Below are 19,631 nucleotides of genomic sequence, written 5' to 3' on the forward strand. Positions count from 1 at the left end.
TTTACCCCCGTGTTAATAAGATTTTTGTTACAAGTTCAGTTTTCAGCACCGAGAAGGTTGGATGAAGCTAGGGCTCGAGGAGCGCAGCGTACGTAGTGTGTACGTGAGCACCGGAGGGCCCGGTTGAATTCAAGATTCGATGCCGAATTAGCTTCCTGATCCACATCGTGATCAAAAGTGAACTAAAAATCTATTGGTTATCAGGTCTTGATTGCCCCTGTTAACACCCCTTTGGCGAAGTGTTTCTGCAGCATCGGGAAGAAGCACATAATTGGCACCATCGATATAAAGACTGAGGCCATCTTCATGCCTGTGGAGAAGCCCGATTTGGCCAAGGCATCCACACTGGCAGCGTTGGATACGTTCGTGGTAGATTCTACAATGATTGTTCGCAGGACGTTCTGCAGCGGGAGCTGCTCCGCCTTGCGCAGGAAGATCATCGCATCATACCATCCGTTCCAGAAAGACACGCCGTAGAACAATGTAATTGTCGCCATAATTGGAGCCGCAAGTGGCAGTACTATGGAGAAGAGGATCTTCCATTCCCCCGCTCCGTCAAGCCTCGCCGATTCCATCAGCGATTCCGGCAGCCCCTGGAAGTAGTTCATCATCAGTATCATATTGAAGGCACTGAAGCTTCCTACCAAGATGACGGACCAGAGCGATCCAGTCAGGTGGAGCGACTTCATAACCAGGTATAGCGGAACAATCCCACCGTTGAATATCATTGTGAACAGGACGATGAAGAAGATGCCCTTCTTGCCGGGGAACTTATTCCGGCTTAGACCGTAGGCCATCGTGCTCGTCAGGAACAAGCTGAGCGGCAGGCCAACGAGCAAAATCTTGAACGTGTTCAGGAAGCCCCCGAGAAGTCTTCCATCTTGGAATAGTGCCCGATAAGCATCCAGCGTAGGGTGCTTCGGCCACATCAACAACGGATTATTCGCATATTCCTTCTGGGTCGCGAACGAGATCATAATGACGTTCCAGAAAGGAATGATGATCATCAAGGACAATACCGTTAACAGGACCAACAGAAAATAATCCAAAAACGTCATTTTTCCGACCCGGAATTTATGTTGTTTCGCAGCTTTCGTACTCATCTATCACTACACTCCTTTCCTAACGGAATAATCCGTCTCCACCCATCATTTTTGCAACCCGGTCCGCAGACAGCAGCAGAATCATGTTGACCAGTGACCGGAACAAGCTGACCGCCGTAGAGAACGAGAAGTCCGTTGAAGACTGGAACGTAATCCGGTAAATATACACGTCCAGTACCTGAGATACGTTCTGCGTAGCTGCATTCGCCAGGTTGAAGATCTGATCGAAGCCGGCTGACATCAGACCGCCTACGTTCAGAATGAACATGACCGTAACGGTTGGCAGAATGTTCGGAAGCGTAATTTTGAATATTTGTTGCATCCGTGAGGCGCCATCGATCTGCGCTGATTCATATTGATCCTGATCGATCCCGGAGATCGCCGCCAGGAAGATGATCGCTCCCCATCCTGTTGACTTCCAGATATCTGTAAGGATCAGCATCGGCAGGAACATTTTCTCTGAGCCGAGGAAATTGATCGTCGACAGCCCAAGCATCGAGAGCGCACTATTCAGCAGACCGTCATAAGATAGAACATTGATAACAATCCCGGACACAATAATCCATGACAAGAATTGCGGGAAAGTAAATACCGTCTGGAAGACTTTCTTCATCTTACCCATCCGCAGCTCATTCAGTAGAAGAGCAAGCAGAATCGGAAAAGGAAACGAAATCAAGAACTTGATGATGTTGACGTATAACGTTCTCCATATCGCATCGATAAAGGTAGGGTCGCGGAAGACGTATTTAAAATTCTCCAATCCCACCCATGGGCTTCCCCAGATCCCCATATTGGCTTTGTAATGCTTGAAGGCGAGCGACAAGCCGCCCATCGGCATATAAGCAAATACAAATAACCAGATCAAGCCGGGTAGGAGCAGCGTATAGGTCATCCGGTGCTTCCAGATTTCCATGAACCAGGACCGTGGTTTTGAACGCGTATTTATTTTTTGTTCAGGTCCTATGGCAGCAGGTTTCAAATTGCATCCCCTCACTCTTCTTAATTCTTATCATCAAACAGGAACTCAAAAGTCGTCTTGAGATGTTCCTCCCAGAAGAACCAATCATGGGTTCCCGGGCCTTCCACATACTCGAAGTCAAACGGTGTAGACCGCATATGATCGGCGAACTCACGGTTCATCCCGATGAAGGGATCCTCCGTCCCGCAGCAGCAGAGCAGGGCTGGGAGCTTCGCACCTTCTTCAATCCGTTTGGCAGCAAGAGCATATAAGTCCTGTTCCGGCTTAACGAGGAGCTCGGTTCCAAAGACAGCCTGCATCTCTCTGGCCATCCCCAGCTCCATCTTCGGATCACGAAGACGCTGCTGAATATCGGTTACCCCTGACAGCGATACAGCCTTGGCATATCGGTCCGGATAAGTGAGAGCAGCCTTCAACGCGCCATACCCACCCATGGACAAGCCTGCAATATAGGTGCGCTGCGGATCATCGTTCAGCTTGAACAGACGAGAACAAAATGCTGGCAACTCTTGCGTGACATAATGGAAATAATCCAAGCCATACTCCATATCGGTGTAATAGCTGCGATTCACTTGCGGCATGATAACCGTGCAGCCGTATTGGGCTGCATACAGCTCAATCGTAGTCAGGCGATGCCAGGTACTCGAATTGTCACCTGCACCATGCAGCAGATATAAAGTACTATCTGTGGTAATTCCACTATCAACGGGGGAGATCACATGGATATTAGTTGTCATTCGGAGTGTCGGCGATCCTGTATCTATCGTGATGTGCGCCATATGTAACCCCTTTCATCAACACGTGATTTTAGCGGCTTCTCTACAAGCAGCCACAATGATCTATTCACGTAATCCAAGTGCTACTGGACTACAAGATCGAAACAGAAACGAAACGTTTCTCACTTCACACGAAATATAAAAAAAACAGCTGAAATCCTTCTACTCTCCCATACCATTAGGGTACATGCCTATAATACTCATGTTATTCAGGCCTGAATACAGGAAAATTAAGGGTGATGTAAGCGATTAACTCGAATCGTTTCGATAACATCATATTCCTGTTCTTAGATCGTGTCAACCCTATTTTTTATAAACATTTCTGATCATCCTATGACTGCAAAATCACCAAAAAACGATGTTCTATCATGCATTTACACCCCGAAACAGGCCTAGAGTACGCCACACCCATGGCTTCCATCGCGGCGGTTGACACCTTGATGAAAATGTAATAAATTCTTTTTTGACAGCGTTTATATGAAACGTTTCTATTTATTTAAACAAGAAAGAAGGCTCCCTAACCATGACTCTGTCACTTACAGGTTTTGTCGATCGTGTTACTGAGCAAGGATTGAACGTATTGTCCACGCGTGTGCTTCAACATGGAGAGTTCGCTGCACAGTGGGATCTGACCATAGATGAGCGACGTATTCAGCACTCTATCAGCAAATCCTTCACTTGTATGGCGGTAGGACTAGCGATCGCCGAAGGGAAGCTGTCATTACATACGAAGTTGAATGAATTTTTCCCGCAATATGTCATTGAAGACGCTAATATAGAGCCGGCCATGCGCCCTGGCGATCTAACCCTGTATGACCTGCTCCGCATGACTTCTGGACATGACAACCCCCCGCTTACCGCACCGGAGAGGGCTAGTCTTAAGGAGAAGGATTGGGTGAAATACTATATGTCCTTGCCTCTGGACAGAGCTCCAGGGGAGCTGTTCACCTATAGCAGTGGAGATACTTTTATCATCTCGGCATTAATCCAGGCTGCCACAGGACAGACCGTACAGGAATATCTGACCCCTCGCTTGTTCGAGCCGTTGGGGATTCATCATGCATACTGGGAGACCTCCCCGCTCGGCATTACGCTCGGATGTGCTGGATTGGTCATTAACAACGAGGAGCTTAGCCGCTTTGGGCAATTTTTGCTGCAGAGGGGCATGTGGGAGGGCAAGCAGCTAGTGCCTGCGGAGTGGATTGACTTTGCAACGCGCAAGCAGATCGACAACCAGGGTAGCGTAGATTGGAACCAAGGCTACGGATGCCAATTCTGGATGTGTACCCATGACGCCTACCGCGCCGATGGAGCCTATGGTCAGTTCTGCATCGTATTGTCCGATAAGGACGCTGTCATTGCCATCAACAGCCAGGAAGATCATATGCAAGAGATTTTGGATATCGTGTGGGCTGAAATTTTGCCACAATTATAGAGGAGCCCGCTTTTGATCATGAAGTAACACTGAGAGCTTATTCAAGATCGAATCTTGATTCAGCCGGGCCTTCTGGTGCTCTGTAATTTTGCTGAATAACTTTACATCGAAAACTGCCATAATATGCGTGTTAAGGACTGTCCCGAGGACAAAAATCATGCGAGTCCAATCGAAATATTATGGAGGGTGTTAGACCATGTTAGAGGATATTAATAGCAATTATGACTGCTCTCAATCGGGAGATGATCTTCATCAACTGATACAAGAGCTTGAATCCCTGCGCGGACAAGGCGCAGCGAGCAAGGATATTCAAGAACACATTCATCGTCTTGAGAACCAAATCTCATTTATCAGGAACAAATGCGATATTCCATAATGCATCATTAAGGACCCGGGAACTTCCGAGGTCCTTTCTCGTTTTATCTGAGCTAGGTTCCACTTATTTGAATGTATATATTTGACCATCAAAGCGCATTTTTCAACTAGCTGGATCACTTGAACTGTGATATTCTCTCTCTTATTCATACATCATTCATGGATTAGGGAGGGCATTTTGATTACGTCATCAAAAGCTTCAAAGCGCAATTACATATTCCAGGTGCTGACTGTATTTATCGGTTTTCTTGTATTCGGTTTCTCTGAGAACGTTAAGGGCCCAGCCATTCCACGAATTCAGACTAATTTCGGTCTGGACGAGATGCAGATTGGAACGCTGCTGTCGCTGAATTCACTCGGCTACTTATTAGCCTGTTCATTTACCGCCATCCTGGTACGTAAATGGGGCGTCAAATGTGTAACATTAATCTCTTTTGGCTCGATGGTTGCCTCCGGAATTTTCATATTCCTGTCCCAGAGCTATCCTGCGTTAACCGGCTCCTATTTCTTCATGTACCTCGGCAACGGGATGCTGGAGATCGCGCTAGCCGTGCTGGGCGCGCAGATCTTTGTCAAAAATACCGGTACAATGATGAACTTATCGCATTTCTTCTACGGCTTAAGTTCAACGGTCGCCCCGATGCTGGCATCCGGCTTGATGACGGTCACTCTGTTCGGACACACGCTGGATTGGAGAGGCATGTATTTGGTCGTGTTGTCCTTATGTCTTATCCCGATGATCCCGGCCCTGCTTGGACGATTTCCGGACCAGAACGATTCGGGGGAAGAACGCACGCCGATCAAGGCATTTCTGCGCGACCCGGTCATGTGGCTGCTCGTCACCATTTTGTCCTTTGGCGTCGTATCCGAATTGGCCGTAGGCGGATGGCTCGTTAACTTCCTGGAGAAGGCCTATCACTGGGATACGACCGCAGCCGCAGGGATGCTCTCCGGCTTCTTCCTATGCTTCACCGTGGCGCGTCTGCTCGTAGGCCCCATTGTTGACCGGATCGGATTCACGTTATCTTTAATTATTCTGGCGGCCTTCGCAGGAGTATGCACCTTCGCTGCCATCCTGGTCGGCGAGCCAGGAGCGGTTCTGTTCGCGATTGCTGGGATTGGTATCGCTCCGGTATATCCGACCATCATGGCGCTGATCGCCAAGCGATACCGCAGTAACAGCGACACTGCCATTACCTTCATCGTCACGCTGATGGGCGTCGGCAGTGTCATCGGCAACTATCTGATCGGTGCGATTACCGACGGGATCAAACGGCTGTTCATGACCAGCCAAGGCTCAGAGCTCGGCTTACTACGCGGACTGCAGGCCGGATACAGCTTTATCGCTCTGTGTGCGATTATCTGCTCGTTGGCCAGCCTCGTCCTATATCGCCATTTGAAGCGAAGAAACGAGTTGCTCTAAAACAGGATTTTTGAACACGCAATGTAATAACGGGATGGAGAAAATGGGCATCTGTTGGCCCATATACTTCTTCCCTTATTGAATAGGAAATAGAAATAGCTGCATCTCTGCAGCTATTTTGTATGTTTTAGACCCGATATGAAATTGATCGCGCAAATAAGTGTATAACCTACACTTAAAATCTACAGCGAAGGGATCTTAACTAAATTAGTTGTACAAAGTACACTTAAATTAGCGGATGTTCGAAGAATCCGTGAAAGTAGAAATTTTAAGTGTATATTTTGCAGTTAAATCCTGAGTTACGCCGATTCTTACTCATTTAGTTGTACTACTTACACTTAGGTAAGATACGAGCGGAATTCCCTTTACCGTTCATCGGTTCCCATTTAATAAAATGACTACCGAAGCGCCTTCTTCACCGATTGTCCTGGCTCCAGTCTTACTTCCTCGTCATAAAGCTTAATCGCGATAGCCTCTCCTTCGACAAGTTCAAGCATTACACTATCTTTGCCAATCGATACACCGATGAGGCGACCACGGAAATTAAGGCGGAAAGCATATTTCTGCCAATCCTGCGGAATCGCTGGTGCGAGTGAAAGGCCGCTCTCCTTCAGACGCATACCGGCAAAGCCATATACAATCGACATCCACGTGCCGCCCATGTTCGCCATATGCAGGCCATCCTTTGTATTGCCATGCGTATTGTCCAGATCCAGACGCGCGGTCTCGATAAAGTACTCATACGCCTTCTCCACATTGCCGATTTTCGACGCCATAATGCTGAAGATACAGGAGGACAAGGAAGAATCATGCGTCGTGATTCCTTCATAGTAGTCGTATGAACGCTCGATAGTCTCTTCGCTCTGTTCATCCTCGAGCAGGAAGTGAGCCAGCACCGTATCTGCCTGTTTACACACTTGATAGCGGTAAATGGTCAACGGATGATAGTGCAGCAACAACGGATACTTCTCCTTCGGCGTGTTGTCGAAGTCCCATACCGCCTTGCGTAGGAACGTATCATCCTGCGGATTTATACCCAGTGCTTCATCATATGGCAGCAACATAGCATCAGCAGCCTTCTCCCAAGCCGTAATCTCCTCTTCAGTAATTCCGAGACGGACACAGAGCGCCTTAAAGCCGGCAGGATTATAATCTTTTAGAATCGCACAGCTCTTGGCCGCCCACTTCAGGTTATGCTTGGCCATCACATTTGTGTAATAGTTGTTGTTCACGCAGCAGGTGTATTCATCCGGTCCGGTCACCTCGTCGATATGGAAGGCACCGTTATAATAATGGCCAATCTCAGCCCATAGGCGGGCGGTCTCAATCAGCACCTCTGCGCCATTGGACAGAAGGAAGCCTTTGTCCTGCTCAGCAAGATAATACTGAATATAGCTGTATGCGATATCCGCACTAATATGATATTGCGCCGTTCCCGACGGGAAGAACGAGGAGCACTCTGTGCCCGCAATTGTGCGCCATGGGAATAACGCGCCCTGCTTATGCCCCATCTCACGCGCTCTGGCTCTGGCCTGATCGAGTGAAGAATAACGATACAGCAACAGTTGACGGGCAATCTCCGGTTGTGTCATCAGGAATACCGGGAACATGTAAATTTCCGTATCCCAGAAATAATGGCCCTCATAGCCTTCACCGCTTAAGCCTTTGGCAGAAATATTGCTGTGCTCATCCCGGCCCGCCGATTGCAGCAGTTGGAACAGGTTGAAGCGGATTCCTTCCTGCAGCTGCGCATCATTCTCGATCACCACATCTGCGGATTTCCAATATTCCTGCAAATATGCCGTCTGTTCAGCTAGCAGTTGCTCAAAGGATAGCTCCTTCAGACTTTCCTGCAGCCGGGTCCCTTGTTCGACAATCGCCTCGCCATGGCGGAGGCTGTCTGTGTACAGGTTATACTTCGTCAGAGTTACCGCTTCTTCCAAAGTGAAGGAAGCTGTGTAAGTCACTTGGCCCTCATCAGCCTGCAATTGAACATCGGCATTGGTGCTCAGATCATGACGGGTTACGCAAGCCGCACGCAGCTTGGATACAAACGTCTCATCAACGACATAGCCCATATCGCCTTGAACATCCGTATCGATGACCTTCATCCTTTCGGCATGTCCGGCACCAACGCGGGGATCATTGGCATTGGTATAATTCGTCACTTTACCGTTCACGGTCGAGACGATTCTCACCGGGCCATTATAATTTACTGGCTCGATCCGTACCTGAATTGCAAACAATTCCCGGTGAGTAAAGGATACGAGACGGCGGAAAGTCAGCTTGATCTCTTTGCCATCTGGTGATCTCCACTGCACCATTCTCTCCGCGTAGCCTCTATCCATATGCAGACTGCGTTCATGAGCTGTAACCGTTCCTTGATCAAGACGGAACGGTTCCTCTTCATCACCCAAATAGATCAGAATCGTCTGAGCATCGATATTGTTAACAAGCTTCTGTTGTGTATCAGGAAAGGCGAACAATTTCTCGCCGTAAGGAATTTCAATGACATCGTGAAAAGCATTCAGATAAGTACCACGAATCGTAGACATATCTGCTCCATAACCTTCTTCAAAGTTGCCGCGCACTCCCAAGTAACCGTTACCAAGTGCAAAAATACTTTCCATATTGAGCAAAACTTGCTGTGACAGTTCAGCGTTTGATATTTTCCAGGTCATGATCTGCCCTTCCTCCCTAACAGGTTATGCTTGAATTTTAGTGCGAAAAGAGGTTATGTTATACTAAAATATCAAGTTTTTTATCAATATTTTTAGGTGGTGGGAAATAATGAACAAGTCCTCCCGTCCGGACAATCCGCCGTATTATGTATCATCCCGGATGCAGTATTTGCGCGACAATTTCATCCATCCCCCTTTCGATTATGAGCATGAGCTGCTGGAAGCAATCCGCTTCGGCAATGAGCATAGAGCCATGGAAATGCTGCACAGAATCAATGAGCTAGAGGCCGCAGTTCTTGCCGCCTACCCGCTTCGTTCCAAGAAGAATGCCTTGATCGCTTCCTGCACTTTATTTACTCGCGCGATTATTAAGGGCGGTGTTGACCCGGAGGTCGCCTTCCATTTGAGCGATACGGTGATATTGGAAATCGAGAAGATCGTGGATGTCGAGCGGCTCATTCATTTCGAATATGAAATGCTAGTGCAGTTCGTGGCGATGATCCGCTCTGAGAAAGCTGAACTGCCTTACTCACATATCGTGAATCTGGCGATTCGCTATATCCGCGAGCATATCTTCGAGGAACTGACCCTGCATAAGATTGCCGATGTTCTCAAGGTTCATCCCAGCTATTTGTCAGACCGCTTCAAACGGGAGACTGGCTCACCGCTCACCACGTTCATTAACCGTCGTAAGATCGAAGAATCCAAGCACCTATTGATCCATACGAATCAATCGATCTCTGAAATTGCCTTTACGTTCAAATTCTGCAATCAGAGTTATTATACGCAGTTGTTCAAAAATTTCACCGGAATGACCCCAAGAAAATTCCGGATTAGCGGCGCAGAGAGAGGGTAGTTAGCGTAGATGAGATAGATGAGCGCAATGGAGCGTAATGGAGTCTAAATGGGCAATCCACCATTCCTCGGATCTCTAACGAAACTATAAATCGTTATTTCCATAAAAACGAGGGGATATAGAATCTAACGAAACACCATATCGTTATTTGGGAGAAATATCGTACTTTTACCCCTTATTGACCCCAATAGCGATACCAAGTTTCGTTAAAATTTCTAACAGCCCATTTTGAGGCAAATAGCGAAACCCTGTTTCGTTAAAAGTCCGAGCGTAGTCAATATTAGCAAAAAAGCAGCCCTTCCTCTTCAGGAATTGGGCTGCTTTTTGTTCGTTTTTCGACCAAGTTATAGATTAAGCCTGCTGCTTCATCTGCTTGCTTCTGAGCTGTCCACAAGCGGCATCAATGTCGGAGCCATGTTCCATCCGGACGCTGCAGCTAATGCCTTGCTTCTTCAGCTCGTCATAGAACTCAAGCACGGATTCTTTATCGCTGCGCTGATACTGGCTGTGCTCATCGACCGGATTGTAGGGAATCAAGTTCACATTGACATAGGATCTGCGACTGTCCAATAGCTCAGTCAATTCCACAGCCTGCTCCCGGCCATCGTTCACATCCCGAAGCAAAATATACTCGATCGTAATCCTCTGATTCGTACGCTCCAGATAATAGTCGATGGCTTCCATCAGCTTCTCGATCGGAATGCCGCGATTGATCTTCATGATCCGGGTCCGCAGTTCATTGTTCGGAGCATGTAGAGAGATTGCCAGATTGACACGCAGGTTGAGATCGGCAAACTCCTTAATTTTGTCCGCTAGACCGCTGGTTGAGACCGTAATATGTCTTGGTCCAATCGCCAGTCCCTTATGATCGGTCATCACCTTCAAGAAATTAACGACATTGTCGAAATTATCGAATGGTTCACCAATCCCCATAACTACGATATGGCTAACCAATTCTCCGCGCTGCGCCTCATCCAGATAGAGCTGAACCTTCATAATCTGTTCGACAATCTCGCCGGTGGACAAGTCCCGGCTTTTCTTCAGCAATCCGCTCGCACAGAAACTGCAACCGATATTGCAGCCCACCTGGGTCGTTACACAGACGGACAGACCGAATTTATGTCTCATCAGCACCGTCTCGATCAGATTGCCGTCCTGTAATTTGAACAGAAATTTAACAGTGCCGTCCTTAGACTCTTGGCGAGTATGCTCGGTCATCGTCTGCATTGTCATATGGTCGCTTAGCAATTCTACACACGGAGCCGAAACATCCACCATTTCTGAAATACTCTTAACCCGCTTGCGATATAAGTTATCCCAGACGAACCCAGCTCTTGATCTCTTCTCACCATGATCCTCGAGCCAATCTCCAAGTTGTTCTAATGTAAATCCATAAATGGATGTGTTATTCATGCCAGTTCCTCTTTTCAAAACTGTAAAATAGCCTCTCGTCTGTCACTCCGAAAAGGATGTAATCTGTACTATTGTCCCAAATTTTTAGTTTTAACACAAGAGCTAGGTCCCGCTTGCCAACACTTGCATCCGTCCGTTTTCCATAGTAATCCGTCATAACGTATATTCCGCTCCAATCCACGCCTTTTTTGGCAGAAAAGAGTTGACTATTCACCCTATTAGATTTATTTTTAATAGTAGATAGATTCATATTTTTTCCAATTCTATCAATCTCTCAAATCGATCAAGGCAAACTCTTCGAAAGAAGGGGACGCAAAGCTATAGGGGCTTCGTGAGGATGATTCCTTCACATGCCAGCCAGTTGCCGATATAGAAGCTGTTGAGCGTAATCATCGCTTGAACCGTCCTTCTTACTCGGTAAGAAGGATTTTTTTGTTCTATGAAAATTTGAACTATCTTGCTATTTTCATATTGCTCAGGGCAAACCCTTCGAAAGACGGGGGCGCAAAGCTATAGGGGCTACAGCGGATCTACCGCCAGGCCAGCCAGCTGCCGATATGGAAGTGGATGAATACTTCATTCATTTCTTCCGACTCGGTGAACCATGCAAAATTTATGAGATGAATGGAGGGATTATTATGAAGCTGATCCGACGCATCCCGATCCTATTTCTTACCTGTCTGCTCATCGTTATGAGCTTCTCTACCCCATCAAGCTATGCTCAGGGTGATACTGGCCTGCTTCAAGATATTGTCATATTGCCTCAGGGCAATTACGATAAGCTAGAAGCCGATAAGATGATGAATCACCTGGCATTAATTCCCGCCCCGCTTCTGCAAGCTCTTAAGGATAAACAAATAAATATTAAGCTCGTTACCGGAAAAATCACCGATGAGCCTGAATTCTCGCAATATAAGGGAGTCACCCCACGGGGATGGGAGAATACCGGTCTCACTTGGGACGACGTTCCTGGCGTTAGCTCCAATATCGTTATTGCCAGAATCGGCTACAGCGACAAAGGTAAAGGCCATAACGGGCAAAACCTGGAGCTACATGAGACACTCCACGCCATAGATCGCCTTGTACTGGGCAACATCAGTTCCTCCTCCAAGTTCACGGATATATGGAAGAAAGAAGCTGACATCGACTATAAGGGAGATGGATATGTATCAGCATACGCTACAGAATATTTCGCAGAAACCGCGACGCTGTATTTATATAGTGAACAGACACAAGCTAGGCTTAAGCAGGACATGCCTTTAACCTATCAATTTATGAAGGACTTATTCTCTAAATATCAATAATAATGCATAAAGAGGCTCCCCGACGGGAGCCTCTTCTTACGTTAAATCACTCATTCATTAGGGTTCAACTCTATGTGGCTTAAGCTGTTCCCAAGTCTCATAGTCATCCGAATTCCGTGAATAATCATGGTTGTTTGTCGCTTCAATGACATCTTCGTAATACCAGCTCGTTGCCGAATTATCCGGCCACTTCTTGGCATCCTTATGGATTCCGGACTCCTTCACTTTACGATTCAATACACTATTGATGAAGGACATTGCCTCGGCTCTAGTAATATATTGATTCGGTTTGAAGGTACCATCCGTATACCCTTTGATCCAGCCCTTGTTACCTGCCGAGAGGATGTACTTCTCAGCCCAATGTCCGCTAATATCCGTGAACAGTCCGCTTTCTCGCTCATCCAGCTTATCGAATCGGGCTGCAATAGCAGCAAATTCAGCTCTGGTGATTGCCTGACCCGGTCTGAAAGAGCCGTCCGGGTAGCCCGTAATAATTCCGGCATTGGCCATCGTCGAGATATGCTTGTTGGACCAGCGAGTATCCTTCACATCGTTATAGGAATTCGTTGTTGAGTAGTAGTTCGCCCGGCTCTCGCCTTCCATCAGACGATAGAAGATCGCCGCCACTTCTTCGCGGCTGATATTGTTCTGCGGCTTTACCATACCGTCCGGATAGCCCTGGATATAATCAAAGTGATTCTCGGTGTCGAGCTTAGGCGGTACTGGTGGTAATGGCGGCACTGGTGGTGCTGGTGGTGGCGGAGGTGAAGGTGGTGTGTAAGACGTGTAAGAGCCTCCTGAGCTAGGACTGCCCGGACCGCCAGTCGAATTCGCTGTGTAGTAGAAAATATATTCTTGCGATTCGCCATTTCCGATCTTATACGTATCGCTGGACTTCGTTGGAGTATAGCCGGATATGCTTACCGCCGTTAAGGTTAGTGTATCTCCTATCTTGCCTTTCACCGTGGTAGGATTGGCAAGCTGACGATTGCTACCCTGCTCAAGGTATTTCACAGTTACCGTGCGCTCAGCTGGCTCTGGGTCTACTTGTTTGTTGTAGTAGAAAGTATACTCTTGCTCCAGATCACCGTTAAAGGTATAAGTAGCACTCTCTAACTCAGGTACATATACCGCATCCGTTACAGTCGGAGTCTTAGGCAACAGAGTAATCTCCTTGCCTTCGATTCCGAACACCGTATCCGATGCTGCCACGGGCTCTCCAGTTGCCCGATCAAGATATTGAATCGTAAGCTTCAAATTCTCTTCAGAATCACTCTTTTTGTAATAGATAGGGTAGTCCTGAACTTCTTCGTTTGTAATCGTATAGCTGTGATTGAGCTGGACCGGAGCATATACCGTATCCGTTACCGTAATGTTCTCAGCTGTCCAGGTCAATGTTTCTCCGACCTTACCTGATTTAACCTCTGGGTCCTTCAGCACAGCTTCCGTGCCTTCTTCAAGGAAATGGATCGTTACGGCACGCTCTTCAATAGGCTGTTCATCTTGGACATAGTAGAAAATGTACTCATTGGCTCCTGCATGGAACGTGTACGTAGCTTCCGCTTTATCTGGAGTATAACCTGAGACGATTGCAGCCGTTAATTTCACGGTCTCTCCCGTCTTTCCTGGTACGGAAGTTGACGGAGATAGTTCCTTGTCCGTTCCCTTCTCCAGATATTTAACAGTAACGGTTTGTTCACCCGCCGTGTAGTAGAAGATATACTCATTACCCTCTGCTTTCACTGTGTACGTATCTTCTGCTTTCTCTGGAGTATAACCAGGAACAGTGGCGGCTGTTAACTTCACAGTCTCTCCCGTCTTTCCTGGTACGGAAGTTGACGGAGATAGTTCCTTATCCGTTCCCCGCTCTAGATACTTCACAGTCACTGTCTGCTTATTAGCCGTGTAATAGAAAATATGTTCATTATTATCCTTATTCTCTACAGGATAATTAAAGGTTGTAGGCTCCTCTGCCGTATATCCCGGAATTTGCTTCGCTTCGAGCTTAATCTGCTCACCGACAATAGCCTTCTCAATCACATCCGGGTCAGCAATTTCCTTCCCCGAATCGCGATCTACGTATTTCACTGTCACCGACTTCTCGATTACTTTGGCATAACCGAACAGAACGATATTATCTGCGGTCGCTTGCAAAGTAACCATTGTTGGGTCGACCCCAACCTTGAGTTTGTATCCATCAAGCGATTTGGCTGGTACTGAGATCGGATCGCCACCAACTGGGAATGAATCCTTACTATCAACGGAATAGTATTCGGAATATAGCTGTTCTGCTAGTGCTGGACTAGCAACTTCATCCCCAGCTTTGTTGATCGGCTTTCCTTGCAGATTCACCGCGTAGCCCTTAACAAGAATCTTCACCAGGCCGATCTTCACTTCAGGTACAGTAAATTCCTTCACAATATGCGTATTACCGTACACATTCGTGTAATCAATCGTCGTTTTCCCGTTCGTCGGATACAGTGTATCTGACACCGGGTTCGAAGATGGATCGATCACGACAACATAAGTTAATGTCGCCGATTTGCCTTCAGAGACCGTGCCGACATTCCACTGGAATGTCTCTGTCGCCGGGTTCCAGACCACCTCGCCTTGGGACGCTTCGTAATCCTTGCCATCCAGCGCACCCGGCTGGAGATTGAACTTCTCGCCCATCGGATCTGTCACAACTGCATCTCTGGCAGCAAATTTGATATCGCTGGAGATCTCCGCAAATACCTTCTTCAGCTCATCGCTGTTCGCTGAATAGTAGCCTCGATTCTGACTGTTGTTGAGTACATACACAGCATTGCTGTTGTTGCCTACTTCCAGGCCAATGCTATAAATACCAATACCCTTATCGTACAGCAATTTTGCGTGGGAAATGGTCGGAAGTCCATTATCCGTGACCTTGTAGGTACCTGCTCGATCAATATTATAGCTGGATAATGAAAAACTGCTACCCGTCCCTTTCAAAGACGTGAAGTCAAAATCAGTAATTATGAAGCTGTACTTCATATTAGGCCAATCGTTGTAACTTGTAGCAGCCGTACCCTTATAACTGTAGGTCGGCTCTCCATCGCTTAGCAGTACGATATACTTCTTGTCAGCCGGACTATTTTTCAATAGATCATCAGCAGCTTTAAGTCCAGCTTGAATATTTGTTCCGCCAGTTGCACTGATTTTATCAATGGCTTTCTTGAAGTCATCCTTCTTGGAAGCATCTGCAAAGCCATACACCGGTGGATCAGAAGCCGCATTATTAAACGATACCGCCGCCAAACGTACACCCGAATCACTCGTTAGCAGTGAATCCGCGAAGCTCTTGGCCGCTTCTTTGGCACTTGCCAAACGCTTCCCATCGTTCATACTGCCCGATTTGTCGATGACGAGCACAATGTCCGTGTTTGTCTTCAATTGCTTGCCTTCCACCGTCAGCGTTACCTTCCATTCTCCGAAGTTATCGGTAGGCGTCGCCGTCTTGTTCAACTGGATCGACCCCGGGTTTGGCCACACCGGATCGCTAGGACTGCCGCCTGCTCCCAACGCCATCGAAGGCATCCCTAGTATAAGGGAGATCATGCACAACCAAGTAACAATTAATCGAATTCCGCTTTTCATAGCTCCTCCTCATTTTGTTATCTTCACTCCTAGGCTACTTTCCCTGCATTAATCCCCTCCCTTTTCAGGCACTAATACTTATCTTACGAAGGCTATTCACTGGGAATGCCTTCGCAACCAGGAAGAAAACAAAAAAATCCGGCTGCATCAACAATAAGCATTGTGAATGCAGCCGGACTGTCATTAGCCGGATCAGTATTCTGATCAGAACCATTAGACTCCAAAGCTTTGCGACCTAACCTTTCGATTAGTGTGCCTAGATATGAAATATAACAAAGAGGCCCTTGTTCTCTGGATGAAGAACAACGACCTCTGTGTGACATTAATATATTTCACATTTAGAACTGGAGTCAATCGCTAAAAAAGGTAAAATAATACTAGTTTTGTCGAACGCAAACCACTAGTTTTGTCTAATCACGGCTCCAAATCTTGGCGATCAGACGAAGCAACTCAAGATACAGCCAGACAAGCGTTACCATCAGACCAAAGGCTCCATACCATTCCATGTACTTCGGAGCCCCATTCTGTGCGCCGTTCTCGATAAAGTCAAAGTCCAGCACCAAATTCAGTGCAGCAATGATTACGATGACGACGGAGATTCCGATACCGATTGGTGTACTGTCATGCAAATAAGGAATTTGAATACCGAACCACCGCAATACAATGCTCAGCAGATAGAGCAGTGCTACGCCGCCAGTTGCCGCGAATACACCAAGTTTGAAATTCTCTGTCGCTTTAATAATTCTTGTCTTGTATGCAAGCAGCAGAGCAAGGAAGACACCCATTGTCAGCAAGGCTGCCTGTAAAGTGATTCCATAGTATAAAGTCTCGTATGTAGCTGAAATGGCTCCAAGGAAAAAGCCTTCACAAAGTGCATAAATCGGTACTAAATAGGGAGAAATCGCTGGTTTAAAAGCAAGGATTATCGCAATAATAAGCCCGGCAACAGCTCCGCCGATAGCGAAAGGAACTACATTCTTCCCATCGAAGAACATCATCCATGTACTGAAGGCACTTGCCAGCAAAATAATGAGCGTAATAAACGCCTTATTCACTGTGCCTCCAATTGTCATCCGGTTCAAATCACTAAATTGACCGGCTCTTTCAAAAGTCTTGTCATTAAGAGTGGGGTTACCGCTACGACCTATCAAGAATCAATCACCTCATTATGAATTTGCTTATATATTACCATAATACTCAAACTAGTCCCACAAAATCCCTACAAATTTGAAAATATAGCCATACATAAGCAAACCATCTACCGGGCTCCACCGATTCAAGCTATGACGCTCTCGCCCCTGACGCTCCATGGCTTTTCATGATCTTCTGCATACCTTTCGTTGCCTTCACAGTGCCGTCAGGCATTACCCAGAGCACCTCGACTCCATCCAGCTCCTTTACAAGAGCAGCGCTCTGTTCATATGGCAGCAAGAATACAACCGTCGACAAAAAATCCGCCAAACCGGAATCTTCGGTAACGACCGTCACCGCCCGATAGTAATTTCCCGGCAGCAAAGTTTTTGGATCGATCAAATGGTGGTATTTCACGCCATCCACCGCGTAATAACGCTGGTAATCCCCACTGCTGACGACAGAAGCATCACGGATAAATACCGTATCCAGCAGATTATCCTCTTCCATCGCGATGAATTTATTCGGATTCTGGATACCGACACCCCAGCGCTGCCGTACCCCATCCAACGGCTTCCCTACGGAACGGATATTCCCACCAGCGCTGATCATGAAGGAGTTCATCCCCTGCGCTTTCATTTCCTTGGCTACCAATTCAGTCGCGAAGCCCTTGGCCACAGCACCGACATCCAGCGACATTTTTGCATCTGCCAAAAAGACTGTGCTATTCGCTTCATCGATAATTACCTTGCTGAAATCAATATGCTCCGCGGCCTTCTTCAACTCTTCCATCGGCGGCAGCTTGGCCTGATCCGGGTTGGCAATACCCGCTTCTCGATAGTCATGCCACAACTCGAGAACCGACCCCATTGCTATATTGGTCTCACCAACCTTGTCATACCACTTCTTGGAGAACTGGATTAAGTCGATGATCTCCTGGCTGACCTTAACAGGTTCAATCCCGGCTTGATCATTTATCGTCTTCACATTGTTAAGACTTTCATAATTGTTATAAATATCATATAATCGGTGCAGCTCCAAGAACCGCTTATGGATTTGCTCGACGTATTGCTCGAATTGCTCCTCACTCTCTGTGTACGCTACAACCTGGGTCATCGTATCGAAAGCATCGAAGAAACTGTCACTATATTTGGGATATACCACTTCCAGTTGATCCGCCTTGGCTGTGCAGCCGGTCAATAACAAGGCCGTAAGTATAACCCCTACCCACCATTTTGTCTTTTCCACTACTCTATACATAAATTCACCTCTTAAGCGCCTCGTTGCCGGACTTCTCCAATCCTATCTCGGTTTTAAGCAAAACTCCCCCATAAGCATGGGGGAGTCCATATTGTTCGATGATTAAAGAACCTTATTATTTAGCGTTGTCGAAGGATTTTACCAAGCCTGCGATATAGTCCTGAACACTGATTGTAACCGAAGAAGTCAGATCCGCTTCATCCGGAACTGCAGGATGAGCGTCATCTTTTTGCTTCGTCTTCATGCCTTTGATCTCATCAACGGACTTGCCTACCATCCAATCGCCAAGCGCTCTCGCTTGCTCATACCAGTCCTTGCCGATCGAGGAAGCCTTCTTCATGCCGTACTCATCGCCAAGCTCTACCTTCGTCTTGATCTCTGCATTCTTATCGGATGTCACTTTACCGTTCTTGTCAAAGTTCACCTTTGTCTGTGCGTTATCAATAATCGTACCTGCTACCTTGCCATCTTTATCAAAGGCTGTAGCTACCATTACTGTATTAACCTCAGCTGCTGGAAGCACTTCTTGACCATCATTCGTGGACAGACCCTTAGACTTAGCAAGGGAAACGTTATTTCCGAGGCCGAATTTTTCAGCACCAGCCTTCACATCAATCGCATTATCGTATGCCTCAGCCACGGCTGCAATGAAATCAGATACGTTCATCGTTACAGTAGAAGCCAAATCCGCTTCATCCGGAACAGCCGGGTGATGATCATCCTTTGCTTTGGTCTTCATGGCTTTGATTTCATCGACACTCTTGCCTACCATCCAATCGCCGAGCGCTTTCGCTTGTTCATACCACTCTTTGCCGATGGACGAAGCCTTTTTCATTCCATAATCTTCGCCAAGCTCTACCTTGGTTTTATTGTCGGCATTCAAGTCAGTAGCCACTTGCAGATCTTTATCGTAGTCTACCTTCGATTGTGCATTATCGATCTCAATCTTGACTACCTTGCCATCTTTATCAAATGCTGCTGCAACAATCGTTGTGTCCACTTGTGCAGTAGCCAGTGTGTCGCCTTCCATATCCTTCGAGCTGCCAATAGATGTAATATGACCCAGACCAATCTTGGCAATTTGTCCTGAAGCTGCAGTATCTGCGTTATTTGTTGCTCCATTGTTCGTGGAAGCATTGTTGGTTGATTCGTTAGATGCAGATTGGCCAGAATTAGCAGAATTTGAATTTGAGTTCTTGGAACCGCAGCCAGCCAGCATGGAGATAGCAACCATAGATACTAACAACGCATACATCATTTTCCTCATTTTCATGAAA

At 46.9% G+C, this 19,631-nt stretch carries 15 protein-coding genes and 3 riboswitches; of the genes, 5 read left to right on the plus strand and 10 right to left on the minus strand.

Annotated features, from left to right (window positions below; translation table 11 throughout):
* Nucleotides 1-200: 200 nt before the first annotated feature.
* The 3 genes from EI981_RS27350 to EI981_RS27360 are packed head-to-tail and all read right to left on the minus strand — an operon-like array spanning nt 201 to nt 2,819.
* The gene (locus EI981_RS27350; RefSeq protein WP_127003661.1) at nt 201-1,103 is read right to left on the minus strand and encodes a carbohydrate ABC transporter permease; all 903 of its coding nucleotides are present in this window, start codon (nt 1,101-1,103) and stop codon (nt 201-203) included.
* A 19-nt stretch (nt 1,104-1,122) separates the two neighbouring features.
* Complete coding sequence (locus EI981_RS27355) at nt 1,123-2,082, minus strand: ABC transporter permease (RefSeq protein WP_127003663.1); 960 nt, start codon at nt 2,080-2,082, stop codon at nt 1,123-1,125.
* A gap of 20 nt (nt 2,083-2,102) precedes the next feature.
* Nucleotides 2,103-2,819: an alpha/beta hydrolase gene (locus EI981_RS27360; protein WP_227011608.1), complete on the minus strand. Its 717-nt coding sequence runs from the start codon at nt 2,817-2,819 to the stop codon at nt 2,103-2,105.
* Nucleotides 2,820-3,381: 562 nt separating this feature from the next.
* On the opposite strand from EI981_RS27360, the gene EI981_RS27365 reads away from it, so the two are divergent.
* The 3 genes from EI981_RS27365 to EI981_RS27375 all read left to right on the plus strand — a co-directional run bounded on the left by EI981_RS27365 (nt 3,382) and on the right by EI981_RS27375 (nt 6,091).
* Nucleotides 3,382-4,293: a serine hydrolase domain-containing protein gene (locus EI981_RS27365; RefSeq protein ID WP_127003667.1), complete on the plus strand. Its 912-nt coding sequence runs from the start codon at nt 3,382-3,384 to the stop codon at nt 4,291-4,293.
* A 196-nt stretch (nt 4,294-4,489) separates the two neighbouring features.
* On the plus strand, nt 4,490-4,669 hold the full coding sequence (locus tag EI981_RS27370) for a DUF2524 domain-containing protein (protein ID WP_127003669.1): 180 nt from the start codon (nt 4,490-4,492) through the stop codon (nt 4,667-4,669).
* A gap of 177 nt (nt 4,670-4,846) precedes the next feature.
* A complete protein-coding gene (locus tag EI981_RS27375; RefSeq protein ID WP_127003671.1) occupies nt 4,847-6,091 on the plus strand; it encodes an MFS transporter in 1,245 nt (414 codons plus the stop codon).
* 398 nt (nt 6,092-6,489) lie between these two features.
* Here EI981_RS27375 and EI981_RS27380 read toward each other — a convergent pair whose 3' ends face one another.
* Nucleotides 6,490-8,772, minus strand: a complete 2,283-nt coding sequence (locus tag EI981_RS27380; RefSeq protein ID WP_127003673.1) for a glycoside hydrolase family 65 protein — start codon at nt 8,770-8,772, stop codon at nt 6,490-6,492.
* A gap of 109 nt (nt 8,773-8,881) precedes the next feature.
* On the opposite strand from EI981_RS27380, the gene EI981_RS27385 reads away from it, so the two are divergent.
* The gene (locus tag EI981_RS27385; protein ID WP_127003675.1) at nt 8,882-9,628 is read left to right on the plus strand and encodes a helix-turn-helix domain-containing protein; all 747 of its coding nucleotides are present in this window, start codon (nt 8,882-8,884) and stop codon (nt 9,626-9,628) included.
* A 351-nt stretch (nt 9,629-9,979) separates the two neighbouring features.
* On the opposite strand, the gene rlmN is transcribed toward EI981_RS27385, so the two are convergent.
* On the minus strand, nt 9,980-11,041 hold the full coding sequence (rlmN, locus tag EI981_RS27390; RefSeq protein ID WP_127003677.1) for a dual-specificity RNA methyltransferase RlmN: 1,062 nt from the start codon (nt 11,039-11,041) through the stop codon (nt 9,980-9,982).
* Nucleotides 11,034-11,291 carry a hypothetical protein gene (locus EI981_RS29840; protein WP_227011609.1) on the minus strand — a complete coding sequence of 86 codons (258 nt, stop codon included), beginning with the start codon at nt 11,289-11,291 and terminating at the stop codon, nt 11,034-11,036. Before EI981_RS29840 ends, rlmN begins: the two co-directional genes overlap by 8 nt.
* 27 nt (nt 11,292-11,318) lie before the next feature.
* Nucleotides 11,319-11,410, plus strand: a riboswitch (cyclic di-GMP riboswitch).
* Between the two features lie 100 nt (nt 11,411-11,510).
* A riboswitch (cyclic di-GMP riboswitch) is annotated at nt 11,511-11,598 on the plus strand.
* Between EI981_RS29840 and EI981_RS27395 the strand changes: the two genes are divergently transcribed.
* Nucleotides 11,599-12,345, plus strand: a complete 747-nt coding sequence (locus EI981_RS27395) for an anthrax toxin lethal factor-related metalloendopeptidase (RefSeq protein ID WP_227011610.1) — start codon at nt 11,599-11,601, stop codon at nt 12,343-12,345.
* A gap of 57 nt (nt 12,346-12,402) precedes the next feature.
* Here the strand turns inward: EI981_RS27395 and EI981_RS27400 are convergent, their stop codons facing one another.
* From EI981_RS27400 to EI981_RS27415, 4 genes are all read right to left on the minus strand, one after another.
* Nucleotides 12,403-15,963: an S-layer homology domain-containing protein gene (locus tag EI981_RS27400; RefSeq protein WP_127003681.1), complete on the minus strand. Its 3,561-nt coding sequence runs from the start codon at nt 15,961-15,963 to the stop codon at nt 12,403-12,405.
* Between the two features lie 164 nt (nt 15,964-16,127).
* A riboswitch (cyclic di-GMP riboswitch) is annotated at nt 16,128-16,230 on the minus strand.
* Between the two features lie 143 nt (nt 16,231-16,373).
* Nucleotides 16,374-17,114, minus strand: coding sequence for a Bax inhibitor-1/YccA family protein (locus tag EI981_RS27405; protein ID WP_127003683.1), 741 nt, complete (start codon nt 17,112-17,114; stop codon nt 16,374-16,376).
* Between the two features lie 130 nt (nt 17,115-17,244).
* Complete coding sequence (locus EI981_RS27410; RefSeq protein WP_127003685.1) at nt 17,245-18,354, minus strand: FAD:protein FMN transferase; 1,110 nt, start codon at nt 18,352-18,354, stop codon at nt 17,245-17,247.
* A 115-nt stretch (nt 18,355-18,469) separates the two neighbouring features.
* Nucleotides 18,470-19,627: a hypothetical protein gene (locus EI981_RS27415; RefSeq protein WP_227011611.1), complete on the minus strand. Its 1,158-nt coding sequence runs from the start codon at nt 19,625-19,627 to the stop codon at nt 18,470-18,472.
* Nucleotides 19,628-19,631: the final 4 nt, after the last annotated feature.

It is taken from the genome of Paenibacillus lutimineralis (genome assembly GCF_003991425.1).
Lineage (GTDB): Bacteria > Bacillota > Bacilli > Paenibacillales > Paenibacillaceae > Fontibacillus > Fontibacillus lutimineralis.